This is a genomic window from Vibrio sp. nBUS_14 (assembly GCF_051201655.1).
Classification (GTDB): Bacteria; Pseudomonadota; Gammaproteobacteria; order Enterobacterales; family Vibrionaceae; genus Vibrio.
In genome coordinates, this window is record NZ_CP179206.1 from 926,967 (window position 1) to 941,063 (window position 14,097).

At 44.7% G+C, this 14,097-nt stretch carries 10 protein-coding genes and 1 riboswitch; of the genes, 2 read left to right on the forward strand and 8 right to left on the reverse strand.

From position 1 onward, the window contains the following. Positions 1-102: 102 nt before the first annotated feature. Positions 103-1,671 carry a membrane-bound lytic murein transglycosylase MltF gene (gene mltF / locus ACMAZD_RS04250; RefSeq protein ID WP_435248691.1) on the reverse strand — a complete coding sequence of 523 codons (1,569 nt, stop codon included), beginning with the start codon at positions 1,669-1,671 and terminating at the stop codon, positions 103-105. A 329-nt stretch (positions 1,672-2,000) separates the two neighbouring features. On the opposite strand from mltF, the gene purL reads away from it, so the two are divergent. Further along, complete coding sequence (gene purL, locus ACMAZD_RS04255) at positions 2,001-5,945, forward strand: phosphoribosylformylglycinamidine synthase (protein WP_435248692.1); 3,945 nt, start codon at positions 2,001-2,003, stop codon at positions 5,943-5,945. A 186-nt stretch (positions 5,946-6,131) separates the two neighbouring features. Here purL and ACMAZD_RS04260 read toward each other — a convergent pair whose 3' ends face one another. From ACMAZD_RS04260 to ACMAZD_RS04290, 7 genes are all read right to left on the reverse strand, one after another. Continuing rightward, positions 6,132-7,073, reverse strand: a complete 942-nt coding sequence (locus ACMAZD_RS04260; RefSeq protein WP_435248693.1) for a VirK/YbjX family protein — start codon at positions 7,071-7,073, stop codon at positions 6,132-6,134. Positions 7,074-7,360: 287 nt separating this feature from the next. Then, positions 7,361-8,392 carry a 2,3,4,5-tetrahydropyridine-2,6-dicarboxylate N-succinyltransferase gene (gene dapD / locus ACMAZD_RS04265; RefSeq protein ID WP_435248694.1) on the reverse strand — a complete coding sequence of 344 codons (1,032 nt, stop codon included), beginning with the start codon at positions 8,390-8,392 and terminating at the stop codon, positions 7,361-7,363. Between the two features lie 228 nt (positions 8,393-8,620). Beyond that, positions 8,621-9,262: a MarC family protein gene (locus tag ACMAZD_RS04270; protein WP_435248695.1), complete on the reverse strand. Its 642-nt coding sequence runs from the start codon at positions 9,260-9,262 to the stop codon at positions 8,621-8,623. Positions 9,263-9,491: 229 nt separating this feature from the next. Beyond that, positions 9,492-10,481, reverse strand: a complete 990-nt coding sequence (locus ACMAZD_RS04275; RefSeq protein WP_435248696.1) for a GGGtGRT protein — start codon at positions 10,479-10,481, stop codon at positions 9,492-9,494. Between the two features lie 23 nt (positions 10,482-10,504). Beyond that, positions 10,505-11,197 carry an iron-sulfur cluster assembly scaffold protein gene (locus tag ACMAZD_RS04280; RefSeq protein ID WP_435248697.1) on the reverse strand — a complete coding sequence of 231 codons (693 nt, stop codon included), beginning with the start codon at positions 11,195-11,197 and terminating at the stop codon, positions 10,505-10,507. Positions 11,198-11,391: 194 nt separating this feature from the next. Further along, a riboswitch (Fluoride riboswitch) is annotated at positions 11,392-11,476 on the reverse strand. Between the two features lie 154 nt (positions 11,477-11,630). Beyond that, positions 11,631-11,924 (reverse strand): YebG family protein, encoded by a 294-nt coding sequence (locus tag ACMAZD_RS04285; protein ID WP_004735185.1) that lies wholly within the window; start codon positions 11,922-11,924, stop codon positions 11,631-11,633. An 88-nt stretch (positions 11,925-12,012) separates the two neighbouring features. Next, positions 12,013-12,909, reverse strand: coding sequence for a LysR family transcriptional regulator (locus ACMAZD_RS04290; RefSeq protein ID WP_435248698.1), 897 nt, complete (start codon positions 12,907-12,909; stop codon positions 12,013-12,015). A gap of 161 nt (positions 12,910-13,070) precedes the next feature. Here ACMAZD_RS04290 and ACMAZD_RS04295 point away from each other — a divergent pair, with 161 nt between their 5' ends. Then, positions 13,071-14,051 (forward strand): TDT family transporter, encoded by a 981-nt coding sequence (locus ACMAZD_RS04295; RefSeq protein ID WP_435248699.1) that lies wholly within the window; start codon positions 13,071-13,073, stop codon positions 14,049-14,051. The last annotated feature ends 46 nt before the right edge of the window (positions 14,052-14,097 follow it).

Consider the following 14,097-nt stretch of genomic DNA (forward strand, 5'->3'; position numbering starts at 1 on the left):
CCTTAAATTTAACGGTCACTTTGTTTACTTATTTTCTCAATGCTAACCAGCAGTTAAACAAACAAAAAAAAGAGCAACGCTATATAGCATTGCTCTTTTTATTTATTTGGAAGACTCAGCTTCGTCGACAGCGGATTCAGCCGCACTGATTGTCGATTCAGCGCCCGAGATCTCTAAAGGTGGGATAACCACCAAACCTTCAAGGCTTGCTTCTTCTTCTTTATTTCGCTTGTTCACATGGCCAATAATGCTTTGGTAATAACGTCGAATGTTCTCAACGTAATTCCTTGCTTCATCACCACGAGCATAACCGTAACGAGCTTTACTGTAGTACTTCTTATGTCTTAGAAGAGGCAGCCTGTCTTTCACATCCCCCCAAGCGTCAGGATCACCGCCTTGTGCTTTGGTTAAGCGACGTGCATCCATCATGTGACCGTAACCTACGTTATATGACGCGAGGGCAAACCAGATTTTTTCATGTTGAGTAATAGAGTCAGGAACTCGATTCACGATACGACGTAAGTATTCCACGCCACCTTGTACCGATTGTTTAGGATCAAGACGATTGGTTACACCTACGCTCTTCGCGGTTGGCAGCGTCAACATCATCATGCCACGAACACCGGTTGGAGAACGCGCGACTGGGTTCCAGTGTGACTCTTGGTATGCCAAAGCAGCGATTAAGCGCCAATCAAATTCTTGTGAGTATTGCTGAAATAGTGGTGACCATTTTGGTAGCTTGCTGTCCAATGCACGGATAAAAGCACGAGTATCAACGTAGTCAAAGGTACTAATGTGACCGATGTATTTCTCTTCCAGTGAAGCCAGTTCACCTGACTGTTTAAGGTTACCGAAGAACTCAATCAGCAACGCATACAGACTCTCATCTTCTGAACGTTCTAAATACCAAGAGATAGGTTGGTCTTCAGTGAGTTCGAAAGCAAGAGCCACATCAGGGTATAAACGCTGAGCCAATGAAAGTTCAATGGAGTCTGCAACAGTAAACAATCGCTCTCCGGTTGATACTTCTTTTAGCAGGTCATTGATGTCTGCATTCCCGACCGCATCGTAGATAAAGTCATCGTGTGTATTCTGAAGCTGTTTTAGTGTTGGTTCAAAGTGTGAGTCTTTCACCACAACTAAAGATGGCGTCAGTGTTTCATTTGATGCCGTTTCTTCTGATTCAGATTGTTTTTTTACAAACTCGGCCTGACGATCGTTCTCAAACTTGATCAGTTGATCGAGATTTCTTGGTCGCCATTGACCTTTCTTGTACACGACTTGTTGGCTTACGTAGTAATAAGCAGGCGCAGCGCGATACGTACGTGTCAGGTTGTTGTTTTGTGTTAACCCAGTCGCGATAAGATCGATTTCGCCTTTCTTCAACGCAGGGAATAGGCCGGATAAGCGGTATGCAGGTTTAACTTCAAGCTTTACACCAAGCTCTTTAGCAAACTCACGAGCCAGTTCATAATCTAAGCCAGCAGGGCCATCGGGACCAATGTAATAAGAGAGTTGGTTATTCAGTGTGCCGACACGCAGAACGCCGCGATCTCGTATCTGCTCAAGGACACTTTTAGGTTCAGACTCAATCTGGCATCCAGCTAGTCCAAAAAGAGCAATAGCAAGCAGAAGGAATTTGGACGAAAAGATGAGCGTAAATTTAGGCATCAAAATGAAATCTCGAAAAGTGGAAGCCCCTTTATACCAAACCCCGCAAGGCTGGCAAAGCAGGTTTATTTAAACAGTTGTAAAAGTGCTGATAAATGCAGCAAAACTGTCATTTATATCGTTAGATGAAAAAAATAACGCAAACGGTTGCTTTTGGTGTTACGTCACAAAAAGAAATGCTTTATAATGCGCTCGCATTGAAGAGGTGGAATCGGCATAGGTTTGTTAACCTTCGGGAATAGCTTCGAAGAAAACAGTTAGGTTGTTCCTATAACCCACTGAATTTATTCCAATATCACCTTAATCAACTGCATAAGAGACCTAAGCACATGAGAATTTTGCGTGGCTCCCCAGCTCTATCTGAGTTTCGTGTTAACAAGCTTTTAGAGCTTTGTCGTGAATTAAGCTTACCTGTAACAGGTATTTACGCTGAGTTTGCCCACTTTGCTGATTTAACGGCAGACCTAGATGCGTCTGAAGTTGAGAAGCTAGAAAAGCTACTGACTTACGGTCCAACGATTGAAGAGCATGAACCTGAAGGTTTATTGCTGCTTGCAACGCCACGTCCAGGCACTATCTCGCCTTGGTCTTCAAAATCAACTGATATCGCACACAACTGTGGACTGGCTAAAGTGTCACGTCTAGAGCGCGGTACCGCTTTCTACATTGAAACTTCTTCTGAACTTTCTGAGCTTCAACTTGTTGAGCTGAAAGCAATCTTGCACGACCGTATGATGGAAGTGGTTTTCACTGACTTCGAATCGGCCGCAGCACTATTTATTGTTGCTGAACCTGCTCCTTATGCGGAAGTTGACCTATTAACTGGCGGACGTAAAGCGCTCGAACAAGCAAACGTTACCCTAGGTCTTGCGCTTGCAGAAGATGAAATTGATTACCTTTTTGAAAGCTTCACTGAAAAGCTAGGTCGTAACCCGACTGACATCGAGCTAATGATGTTCGCACAAGCGAACTCAGAGCACTGTCGTCACAAGATCTTTAACGCTGATTGGACTATCGATGGCGTTAAGCAAGAAAAATCATTGTTCAAGATGATTAAGAACACCTTTGAAACGACACCAGAACACGTTCTGTCTGCTTATAAAGATAATGCAGCGGTAATGACAGGTTCTGAAGTCGGTCGTTTCTTCCCAGATCCAGAAACTCGTCAGTACAACTATCACCAAGAGAAAACACACATCTTGATGAAAGTTGAAACGCACAACCACCCAACGGCAATCTCTCCATGGCCGGGCGCATCAACAGGTTCAGGCGGTGAAATCCGTGATGAAGGCGCGACAGGTATTGGTGGTAAGCCAAAAGCGGGTCTGGTTGCTTTCTCTGTATCTAACCTTAAGATCCCGAACTTCGTTCAACCTTGGGAAACTGACTTTGGTAAGCCGAGCCGTATCGTTACTGCTTTGGATATCATGCTTGAAGGTCCTCTTGGTGGCGCAGCATTCAACAACGAATTTGGTCGTCCAAACCTACTAGGTTACTTCCGTACTTACGAAGAGAAAGTAAACTCTCACGCAGGTGAAGAAGTACGTGGTTACCACAAGCCAATCATGCTGGCTGGTGGTCTAGGTAACATTCGTGATGATCATGTTCAGAAGAAAGAGATTCCAGTAGGTGCAAGCCTAATCGTTCTTGGTGGTCCTGCGATGAACATCGGCCTTGGTGGCGGTGCTGCATCTTCAATGGATTCTGGTTCTTCTTCTGAAGACTTAGATTTTGCTTCTGTACAGCGTGAAAATCCAGAAATGGAACGTCGTTGTCAGGAAGTGATCGACCGTTGTTGGCAGCTTGGTAATGCGAACCCAATCGCATTCATCCACGATGTGGGCGCAGGCGGTATCTCGAATGCACTTCCTGAGCTAGTAGACGATGGCGAGCGTGGCGGTATCTTTAATCTACGTGACGTGCCAAACGATGAGCCGGGCATGAGCCCACTTGAGATCTGGTGTAACGAATCTCAAGAGCGTTACGTTATGGCGGTTGCTGATAAAGACATGGCAACATTCGACGCGATTTGTAAACGTGAACGCGCACCTTACGCGGTGGTTGGTAAAGCAACAGAAGAACGTGATCTTAAATTAGAAGATTCTCACTTCGACAACACGCCAATCGACATGCCAATGGACATCCTATTAGGTAAAACACCTAAGATGAACCGTGATGCGAAGACGCTAAAAGCAAACAATTCTGCGATTGACCGTTCTGGTATCGAGCTGAACGAAGCGGTTGACCGTATCCTTCGCCTACCAACCGTGGCAGAGAAAACCTTCCTTATTACTATCGGTGACCGCTCGGTAACAGGCCTTGTCGCTCGTGACCAAATGGTTGGCCCATGGCAGGTTCCAGTAGCAAACTGTGCGGTAACCGCAGCTAGTTACGACACTTACCACGGTGAGGCAATGTCTCTTGGTGAGCGTACGCCAGTGGCACTACTAGACTTCGGCGCATCAGCTCGTCTAGCGGTTGGTGAAGCAATCACTAACATCGCAGCGACCAACATCGGCGATATTAAACACATTAAATTGTCAGCTAACTGGATGTCTCCAGCAGGTCACCCAGGTGAAGATGCTGGTCTTTACGAAGCAGTTAAAGCCGTCGGTGAAGAGCTATGTCCGGCACTGGGTCTTACTATCCCAGTAGGTAAAGACTCAATGTCGATGAAGACCAAGTGGGAAGAGAACGGCGAGCAGAAAGAAGTAACATCTCCGCTATCTCTTGTTATCACTGCGTTTGCACGTGTTGAAGATGTTCGTAAAACTATTACTCCTCAATTGCGTACCCCTGATAACCTTGAAGGACTAGGCAATACTTCACTGATTCTTATCGACCTAGGTAACGGCCAAAACCGCATGGGCGCAACAGCACTTGCTCAGGTTTATAAGCAGCTTGGTGATAAGCCAGCAGACGTAGACAACGCAGCACAGCTAAAAGGTTTCTACGAAGGTGTTCAAGCACTTGTAGCGAACGACCAAGTTGTGGCTTACCACGATAAAGGCGATGGCGGTCTATTCGTAACGCTGGCTGAAATGGCGTTCGCAGGTCACTGTGGTGTTAATGCTGATATTGCAGCGCTTTTATCTGCATCAGAGAATAGCGAAGATACGTTAGCAGCGCTCTTCAACGAAGAGCTAGGTGCGGTAATCCAAGTTCGTAACGACGACCTAGACGCAGTTCTTTCTACGCTTGCAGCCAACGGCCTAGAAGCGTGTTCACACGTAATCGGTTCTGTTGAAGCATCAGACGAAGTAGTGATTAAGTCAGGTGCAGACGTTGTAATCCAACGTAGCCGTACTGAGCTTCGTACTATCTGGGCTGAAACCACGCACAAGATGCAAGGTCTACGTGATAACCCAATCTGTGCAGACCAAGAACACGAAGCGAAGAAAGACAACTCAGACCCAGGTCTGAACGTGAAACTAAGCTTTGACGTAAACGAAGACATTGCAGCACCGTTCATAGCTGGCTCTATGATAAATAAAGGCGCTAAGCCTAAAATGGCGATTCTACGTGAGCAGGGTGTTAACTCTCACGTTGAAATGGCAGCAGCATTCGACCGTGCAGGCTTCGAAGCGACTGATATTCACATGAGCGACATCCTTACTGGTCAAGCGGTACTTGATGATTATAACGGCCTTGTAGCATGTGGTGGCTTCTCTTACGGTGACGTACTAGGCGCTGGTGAAGGTTGGGCTAAGTCGGTTCTGTTTAACGATTCGACTCGTGAGCAATTTGAAAGCTTCTTCAAGCGTGAAGATACCTTCTCTTTAGGTGTGTGTAACGGTTGTCAGATGTTATCTAACTTACGTGAGCTAATCCCAGGCGCAGAATACTGGCCTCGTTTCGTTCGTAACGAATCAGAGCGTTTTGAAGCTCGCTTCAGTTTAGTTGAAGTTCAGAAGTCTGATTCAGTGTTCTTCAATGGTATGGAAGGTTCTCGTATGCCAATCGCTGTTTCTCACGGTGAAGGCCGCGTAGAAGTGCGTGATAACGACCACCTAAACGCGATTGAAAACTCAGGGACGGTTGCTCTACGTTACGTTGATAACAACGGTAACCAAACGCAGCAATACCCGAACAACCCGAATGGTTCGCCAAACGCTATCACAGGTCTAACAACGACGGATGGCCGCGTGACTATCATGATGCCTCACCCAGAGCGTGTATTCCGTACGGTTGCTAACTCTTGGTCTCCAGAAGGTTGGGGCGAGAATGGTGCTTGGATGCGTATGTTCCAAAACGCACGTAAGAATGTGGGTTAATCATGCCGCGTTAATCTGATTAGATTAAGCAGAAGTAAAAAGCGCAGATCCAAAGGTCTGCGCTTTTTAAATTCATTTGGCCAGTATGTTTGAAGGTTGCTCAATAATTAATTGTTATTATGAACGAGGAAATTGTTTTTTATCATTAGATCTATTGACTCTCAGATTTGATGACATCACTTCGGTTCAAATAATTGAATCGCTTGCTTCGTTTGGTAAGGCAATTTTTGATAAAGACTCAGTCAGTTCCTCCTCCCATTTATCAAGTAGAGCGTACCTTTTTGAGTAAAGGTTACGCTGACTTCTTTTTAAATGAGTTAGGTCTTTGCGTTCTAATTCAACTGGAATCTGATAAAAGAACTTATTTACTTTTTGTCCGCCCATCTCTTCCCACAAAGAGTCATAATCACTGCCAATAGCACCTCTTTTTGAACCCAAGTATCGCAAAGCCTGATATACATGGCCTTTATTTGATACTGCGATCACTTTGTTCACTTCAAAATACCTAGCAAATATTAAGCTCAAATTGAGCATTAGAGCTTTAGGGCGAAGGCCGTGAAGTGTTCGAGTTATTTCTTTAATCTTAATCTGACTATCAATGACATGGCGGTTGGTTCCTTGTAAGCAACCTATGTGTAAAACTCTGTCATGTCCTTGTTTAGAGAGGTTACACGTAATTGAATATATGGTCTGGCCAGAATGCAATTCTACAAGCTTAATGCCGATAGATCCCTCTCTTGACTCACCTGGATAAAGCTCAATCGTGTAAGATTGACCATTCCTATCTTTGAAGGTTGTTATCTCGAATGGTTTTTCATAAAGGTTGATAACTTTGCTATTAAACTTATCAGTTAAAATTTGAAAATGTGATCGTATGAGCTCTAGCCTCTGGGGGGATGAGAAACTAGAAGAGATAAATGGTTTCAATGGCTTTTCAAAGAGCTTGTAGTTGTTTTCAAAGATTGCTGTTAGTTTTTTATCCTTCTGTAAATCGTACATTCCTTGAGTAACTTGACGATTGAGCAATCCCCACATAACAAATCGAATGTTTTTACGAAGGTAATCTACTCCGTAACAATGCGGGTGAACTTTCTTTGATAGAAGGTGTAATTCTTTTAAACTTTGCATGAGAATTTTGTTCGAAATGAGTGGATCAATTAAGGTGATTATATACAACAATAAAACACTGTTCAAAATTTCATGGCCATTTAGTTAGTTGTTAGCAGGGAATTTGGCTCTCTGAGCTGTTTCTGTCATGTGTCACTGGATAAGGTGAATTTGTTAGAAAATGTGTATGTTAACAGGTATATTGGTGGATTAAGGGTTGACATACTTTTGGACACTAGCAAAAGAATGAAGAAAGCCGCTGGATTTCACCCCAGCGGCTTCGTATTTTCTAGCATCGAGTAATTAGATTAGTTGTTGCTGTGTAGCTCGCTGTTTAGTTCAACAGCAGACTTGTTCGCTAGACACTCAATTTGACCAGTGATCGAGTTGCGACGGAACAGCAGATCAGAAACGCCAGCTAGATCGCGAGCTTTGATAATTTCTACTTCGTTGCCTTCTTTATCTAGCATGCGAACTTTCGTACCAGCCGTTACATATAGGCCAGACTCGACAGTACAACGGTCGCCCATTGGGAAGCCAAGGCCCGCGTTTGCGCCTAGTAGGCAGTTTTCGCCGATAGAAATAACCATAGTACCGCCACCAGACAGAGTACCCATGATTGAAGCGCCGCCGCCGATGTCTGAACCGTTACCCACAACAACACCTGCAGAGATACGACCTTCAACCATGCTTACGCCAGTAGTACCTGCATTGAAGTTGATGAAACCTTCGTGCATTACCGTTGTACCTTCACCCACATGTGCGCCAAGACGAACACGAGAAGTGTCAGCAATACGAATCCCAGTTGGTACTACGTAATCCACCATTTTAGGGAACTTGTCTACGCAATCTACAGACAGAATACGACCTGCAAGGCGAGCTTCGATTTGACGCTCAGCCAGTTCAGGAAGGTCGATTGGACCTTCGTTTGTCCATGCGATGTTGTGCAGTAGACCGAAGATGCCGTCTAGTACCGTGCCGTGTGGCTGAACTAGGCGGTTAGAGATAAGTTGTAGCTTTAGGAAGCCTTCAGTAACAGATGCTGGCTTCTCGTCAGTCGCAAGAACAACAAGAACAAGTGGCTGCTCAGACGCTGCAGCTTTTTCTGCGAAAGATGCGTTTGCTGCGTCGTCGTTTGCTGCGAATGCTTTCGCCAGTTCTGCGCTTTGTGCAGCAGAGATTTCGATAGCTTGGTTGCCTTCAGTGTAACCTGCAATTTCACCGATAGCCGCTACTAGAGCGTCGCTTGGATTTAGAAGTGGGCTAGGGAAGAACGCTTCGATGATTTTATTGTCGCGGTTTTTGGTTGCCGTACCGAAGGCTAGTGAAAAGAAAGCCATGTTGAATCTCCATGTGTTGAGTCTTGATTTTGCTATCTCATAACAGCGGCTCGAATAACCAGCGCTGCCATTAGCAAAGTTAATTTAATTGCGTTCATCATAAAGAGAGCGCCCTCGTTATGAAAGGGCGTATCGGGATAAAGTCTGTAAAATGATATTGCTTGTCTTTTTAGCGATAGTTTTCTGCAATGAGAAAATGATGCAGTTCAACACAATTATGGTCGTACTCTAAACAAACAGAGCCTTGTAAGCCTGTTCAATCCCTTCAATCAACATCTGCATACCGATGACTGCAAGTATCAACCCCATCATTCGGGTAATTACGTTCAGTGCGCTTGGTCCTACGGCTTTCACGAAGCGTTCGCCGAATACAAATAATATGTAGGTTAAGGTACACAGTAGACCAAAGGCTACTATGGTGATTATGGTCTCGTAAATTCCTTCGGTACTGGCGAAGTTCATCGCAGTGGCAATAGTGCCCGGGCCTGCCAGTATTGGCATGGCTAAAGGTGATACTGCGATACTCAGAGCTGCGTTTCTCTGGGCGTCTGAGTTGACCTTCTCTTTCGCTTTGGCGTGTGTTGAATCACCTTGCAGCATGTGGAAGCCAATCAAAAAGACCAGAATGCCGCCTGTGATGCGCAGCGCGTATAAAGTGATACCAAAGAGGTCAAAGATCAGTTTACCAGATATCGCAAAAGTACTGACGATAACAAAGGCAATGAGTACCGATCGGAATGCGATAGATTTAACCGTTTCCCTGTCATTGTCACCGGTTAATCCAAGAAAGATTGGCGTATTAGCGATAGGGTTCATAATGGCAAAAAAGCCCATGAACACGGTAATGGTATGAATGATGAGCTCTTTCATATTATTCCTTTGAAAAGATGCAGTTAAATACGAATGGTTTGTGTATTTAATCTTAGATACAAATAATTATTAGAAATAGATAGTAGAGCAAGTGTGAATAAAAAACAGCCAGTATAAGGCTGGCTGTTTGGTTTTAGTGATAGGTGTAGAGTTTTGGTCGTCTGTTATTACTTGTTTCTCAGTTAACGGACTCTACTCTATGGATAAATCGTTGCGCTCAACGTTGTCGTTATGCGTTTTGAGATTCGCTCACTGCCACAGCTAATGCAACCGTCGCACCGACCATTGGGTTATTGCCCATACCGATGAAGCCCATCATTGCCACGTGAGCAGGGACAGAAGAGCTACCTGCGAACTGAGCATCAGCGTGCATTCTGCCCATGGTATCTGTCATGCCGTAAGACGCAGGGCCTGCTGCCACGTTATCTGGGTGCAATGTTCTACCTGTACCGCCGCCTGAAGCAACGGAGAAGTAAGGTAAACCTTGGCGAGTACGTTCTGCTTTGTAGATACCTGCAACAGGGTGTTGGAAGCGCGTTGGGTTAGTTGAGTTACCTGTAATACTTACATCCACTTCTTCTCTGTGCATAATCGCTACGCCTTCACGTACATCATCAGCGCCGTAACACAAGATCTCTCCGCGAGGGCCTTGTGAGAAGCGGCGACGTTCTGTTTCAACAAGTTCACCGGTTTGGTAATCGTATTGAGTGCGAACATAGGTAAAACCATTGATGCGAGAGATTAAGTAAGCCGCATCTTTACCTAGACCATTGAGTATTACCTTTAATGGGTTGTGACGTGATTTGTTGACGTTGAGTGCGATTTTTATTGCACCTTCTGCAGCAGCAAAAGATTCATGGCCCGCAAGGAAAGCAAAACAGTGGCTCTCTTCATTGAGAAGACGCGCAGCCAATGCGCCGTGGCCAATACCGACTTGGCGTTGTTCGGCAACACTGCCGGGTTTAGTAAATGCTTGAAGGCCCTCACCAATGATATTCGCTGCTTGTTCCTCGCTAGTGGCTTTACGAAATAACGCCAGTGCTGAGCCAAGAATATAAGCATCGGCAGCGCTTTCAAAAGCGATAGGCTGGGTGTCCATCACTAAGGCTTTTGGATCAACGTTGTGGGCTTTGCAGTATTGGTTCGCTTGCTCTAAAGAGTCGAAGTTCATTTCTGCCAATACGCGAGTTACTGATTCATTAAATTGAGTGTTCATCATATCTTTCCTCTAAATTGGCAAAATTAGTGTTGGCGTGGGTTAATGGTGGTAACGGCTTCATCGAAGCGACCGTAAGTCCCCGTCGCAAGGTCAGCAGCTTCATTGGCTGGTACACCTTGATTAATCGCCTTCATCATTTTGCCGAGGTTGAGATATTCGTAGCCAATCACTTCGCTGTGATCATCAAGTGCAAGCTTGGTCACGTAGCCTTCTGCAAGCTCTAGGTAACGAACGCCTTTCGCTGAGGTTGAATAGCTGGTGCCTACTTGGCTACGTTGTGTTTGACCTAAGTCTTCCAATGCTGCGCCAATTTCTAGGCCGTCTTCAGAGAATGCGGATTGAGTTCGACCGTAAACGAATTGCAGAAAGATTTCACGCATCGCTACGTTGATCGCATCACACACCAAGTCAGTATTCAGAGCTTCAAGAATGGTTCTTCCTGTGAGGATTTCGGCTGCCATCGCGGCTGATTGAGTCATGCCTGAACAACCAATCGTTTCGATTAGCGCTTCTTCGATGATGCCGTTTTTTACGTTCAGCGTCAGTTTTGCTGCACCTTGTTGTGGTGCACAAGTGCCTACGCCATGGCTTAAACCAGAAATAGCGATGACATCTTTTGGACTAACCATAGCGCCTTCAACTGGAATTGGCGCTGAAGTGTGAAGATCACCCCTTTGAATAGGGCACATTGATTGAATTTCTGAAGAGTAGTGCATAATGTTTTCTCACTGATAGAGCCATTTAAGACCTAGGGCGTTGAGAAAACAGGATGTGTTGGAAGAGGTGCGGCTAATTCACTACAGATCTTGAGTATCGATCATCCAAAGGTGTCATGAAGCTCGGTCTTAATAGACTAAGTCCGTTCCAAAATGGAGGAGTAGCGATACATCCAACAGTATTACCTGTTTTCGATTCTGTAGGAGTCATTAGCACTGTTCGAAAAGAACGGGCGGTTGAAGCAAAAGCTTAGGTGGAACCCCATCACCTGATGGCTATAGATTAGATCTTAATCACACTTTTGTGCAAGCGAATGTTTAGAGCTATTTCGACTATAAACAGAGTTCATTATATTTCGATAAGCATAAAAAACGCCAATAACGAGCTCCAATTAGAGGCGTCATTGACGTTTTCTAGAAAAATATCAGCTAGTTATGCAGCATCTTCTTCTGCGTCTTCAACAGCTTCAAGTTTCTTTTCTTTTTTCGGAGCTGGTTTGCGCTTAGCACCTAGTGCGTAAAGTACTTCTTCTTTATTCTTCGCTAGGTACATTGCAAGTTCTTCTTGCTTGCCTTCATCTTCAACTAAATCGCTTTTGCTTAACAGTTCAAAAAGCTCATCAGCCATATCCAGCATTTTGTCGTATGCGTCAGCTTCGGCTTTAGAGGTAAAAGTCATTTTCTCTTCTCCGTTGCGTTCGACCACGTACTTGACGATAACAGCCATGGTTAATCCTCTAAGTTTGATAAGTTTTACTGGCTTTTTATACAGCTTCTGATGCAAAAAGTCCAGTTAATGACCTAACTATGCGGCCTCAATTTTGATGTGTAGCCCAGTCTTCACAATAACCCATGAAAGATTTCAGCAGCGGACTCTGATATTTGTCTTTGTGCACCAGCATCCAGAATCGGCGTTTCATGTCGAGCGGGACATCGAGTGTTTTAACTCGGCCGGAATCAATCGCTCGTTGTGCGGCTAACCGTGATAAACAGGCAAGTCCAAGCCCTGCAGAAACCGAATTAATGATCGCCTCGGTGGTGTTGAGCTCAAAGGATTCATACCAATGTTCGATACGAGGTGCGACGGCACGCAGGAAAAACTCACGAGTTCCTGAGCCTGACTCACGCAATATCCAGTGGCTGCCTTCTAAATCTTGTAATGCAACTTTGTCTTGAGAAAGGAGAGGGTATTGATTACTAACGATAATACACATTTCATCGCTACTAAACTGGCTAGAGATCAACTCCGGATGGAGTGTTTTTCCTTCAATTAACGCGATATCCAGTTCATAATCCACCAACTTTTGGCAAATCAGCGCACTGTTTGAAATGAACAAGCTCTGATCTTGATGCTGAGTTAGCTCGCGAAAGCCAGACAGAATAAATGGTGCGACTTGATTACCAATAGTGTCGCTCGCACCAACCTTTAAATTGCCACTTAATGGTTGGTCATCTCGGAACAAAACATCGATACCTGCGGCTCTGTGAAGAATCTCGTCAGCCAAAGGAAGCAGCTTTTGTCCTTCTTGATTGAGAATTAATCGGTTGTTGACCCGGTCAAATAGAGAGTGACCTAACTGTTTCTCCATTTCACCCAGCGCCATGCTGACAGCAGCCTTAGATAAAAACAGTGCTTCCGATGCGGCGGTAAGCGTTGAATGCTGGGTAATGGTGACAAACACTTTGAGTTGTTTGATTGAAATATTAGCCATCAGGTTCCTAGTTTACGCTGCTGGTGGAAAAGGTATCGTTCAGTATTGATGAACGCTTGTTATATATAATTGGATATTGTTTAACGAAGCGCAAGCGTATTATGGCTTCAACAAGCTGATGAGTTCACAAGTTTAGTGAATTAAGTTTAAGAGAGGCTGACATGATTCAACGTATTAAATATAGATTAACAGGAGCTCCAACCCCCATGGCTGGGTTAGCACTTGCAATTGCAAGCTTAGGCTGGTGTTGGGATGGTGTTTTAGTCGCACAAGGTATTTTACACACACCGGGTTTGGTGCAGTGGATCAGTGCTGGTATTGCTGCGGTATTACTTCTTGTTTTAGCAGTGAAATTTTTGACTCACGGCCACTTATTACGTGAAGACCTTGCTCATCCTGTTGTCGGCAGTGTTGTACCCACATTCGCAATGGGTTGTATGGTGGTGTCTGCTTCGTTGGCGCCAATCTCTCAATTCCTACAAGAAGCTGTGTGGCTCGCTTCGGTAGCGTTACATGTCGTGTTTCTAGTGAGCTTTTTGTATTACAGAGCAAAACAGTTTGAACTTCATCACATGGTGCCAAGTTGGTTTGTACCACCAATTGGTATTATCGTTGCGGATGTTTCTTTCTCTGGTAACCCGATCTTAGAACCTGTTGCTCACGCGACTTTAGTCTTTGGCTTATTGGTTTATGCCGTAATGTTACCGCTCATGATCTACCGTTTGATCTTCTCTCATGAAGTGCCTGACGCAGCCAAACCAACCATTGCGATTATGGCGGCTCCAGCAAGTCTATCTTTAGCAGGCTACCTAACGGTGACGGCAAATCCTTCGCCAGTGATCATTGGGTTACTCTTTGGCATTGCAGTGTTGATGACGTTTATTATCTACATCGCGTTTTTCAAACTACTTCGTCTGCCATTCAGCCCAGGTTATGCGGCGTTTACATTCCCAATCGTGATTGGTGCAACGGCACTATTTAAATTGGCAGCTTGGATGCAAACTGTTGGTGTGGAAACTCACTATGTGGATCAAGTCTTCAACCTAGCGTATCTAGAACTGATTGTGGCAACGTTTGTAGTAAGTTATGTGGCGGTTCGTTATTACATGAATTACAAACCTCACGGTATGATTAGCCGTTAATCGTAGATTGTAAGTAAGCATTAGTTCAAAAGGTAAACAGAGCTTA

Excerpts from the sequence above, each read along its gene's own strand:
- mltF (WP_435248691.1), bottom strand. The coding sequence starts at position 1,671 with ATGCCTAAATTTACGCTCATCTTTTCGTCCAAATTCCTTCTGCTTGCT.
- purL (WP_435248692.1), top strand. The coding sequence starts at position 2,001 with ATGAGAATTTTGCGTGGCTCCCCAGCTCTATCTGAGTTTCGTGTTAAC.
- ACMAZD_RS04260 (WP_435248693.1), bottom strand. The coding sequence starts at position 7,073 with ATGCAAAGTTTAAAAGAATTACACCTTCTATCAAAGAAAGTTCACCCG.
- dapD (WP_435248694.1), bottom strand. The coding sequence starts at position 8,392 with ATGGCTTTCTTTTCACTAGCCTTCGGTACGGCAACCAAAAACCGCGAC.
- ACMAZD_RS04270 (WP_435248695.1), bottom strand. The coding sequence starts at position 9,262 with ATGAAAGAGCTCATCATTCATACCATTACCGTGTTCATGGGCTTTTTT.
- ACMAZD_RS04275 (WP_435248696.1), bottom strand. The coding sequence starts at position 10,481 with ATGATGAACACTCAATTTAATGAATCAGTAACTCGCGTATTGGCAGAA.
- ACMAZD_RS04280 (WP_435248697.1), bottom strand. The coding sequence starts at position 11,197 with ATGCACTACTCTTCAGAAATTCAATCAATGTGCCCTATTCAAAGGGGT.
- ACMAZD_RS04285 (WP_004735185.1), bottom strand. The coding sequence starts at position 11,924 with ATGGCTGTTATCGTCAAGTACGTGGTCGAACGCAACGGAGAAGAGAAA.
- ACMAZD_RS04290 (WP_435248698.1), bottom strand. The coding sequence starts at position 12,909 with ATGGCTAATATTTCAATCAAACAACTCAAAGTGTTTGTCACCATTACC.
- ACMAZD_RS04295 (WP_435248699.1), top strand. The coding sequence starts at position 13,071 with ATGATTCAACGTATTAAATATAGATTAACAGGAGCTCCAACCCCCATG.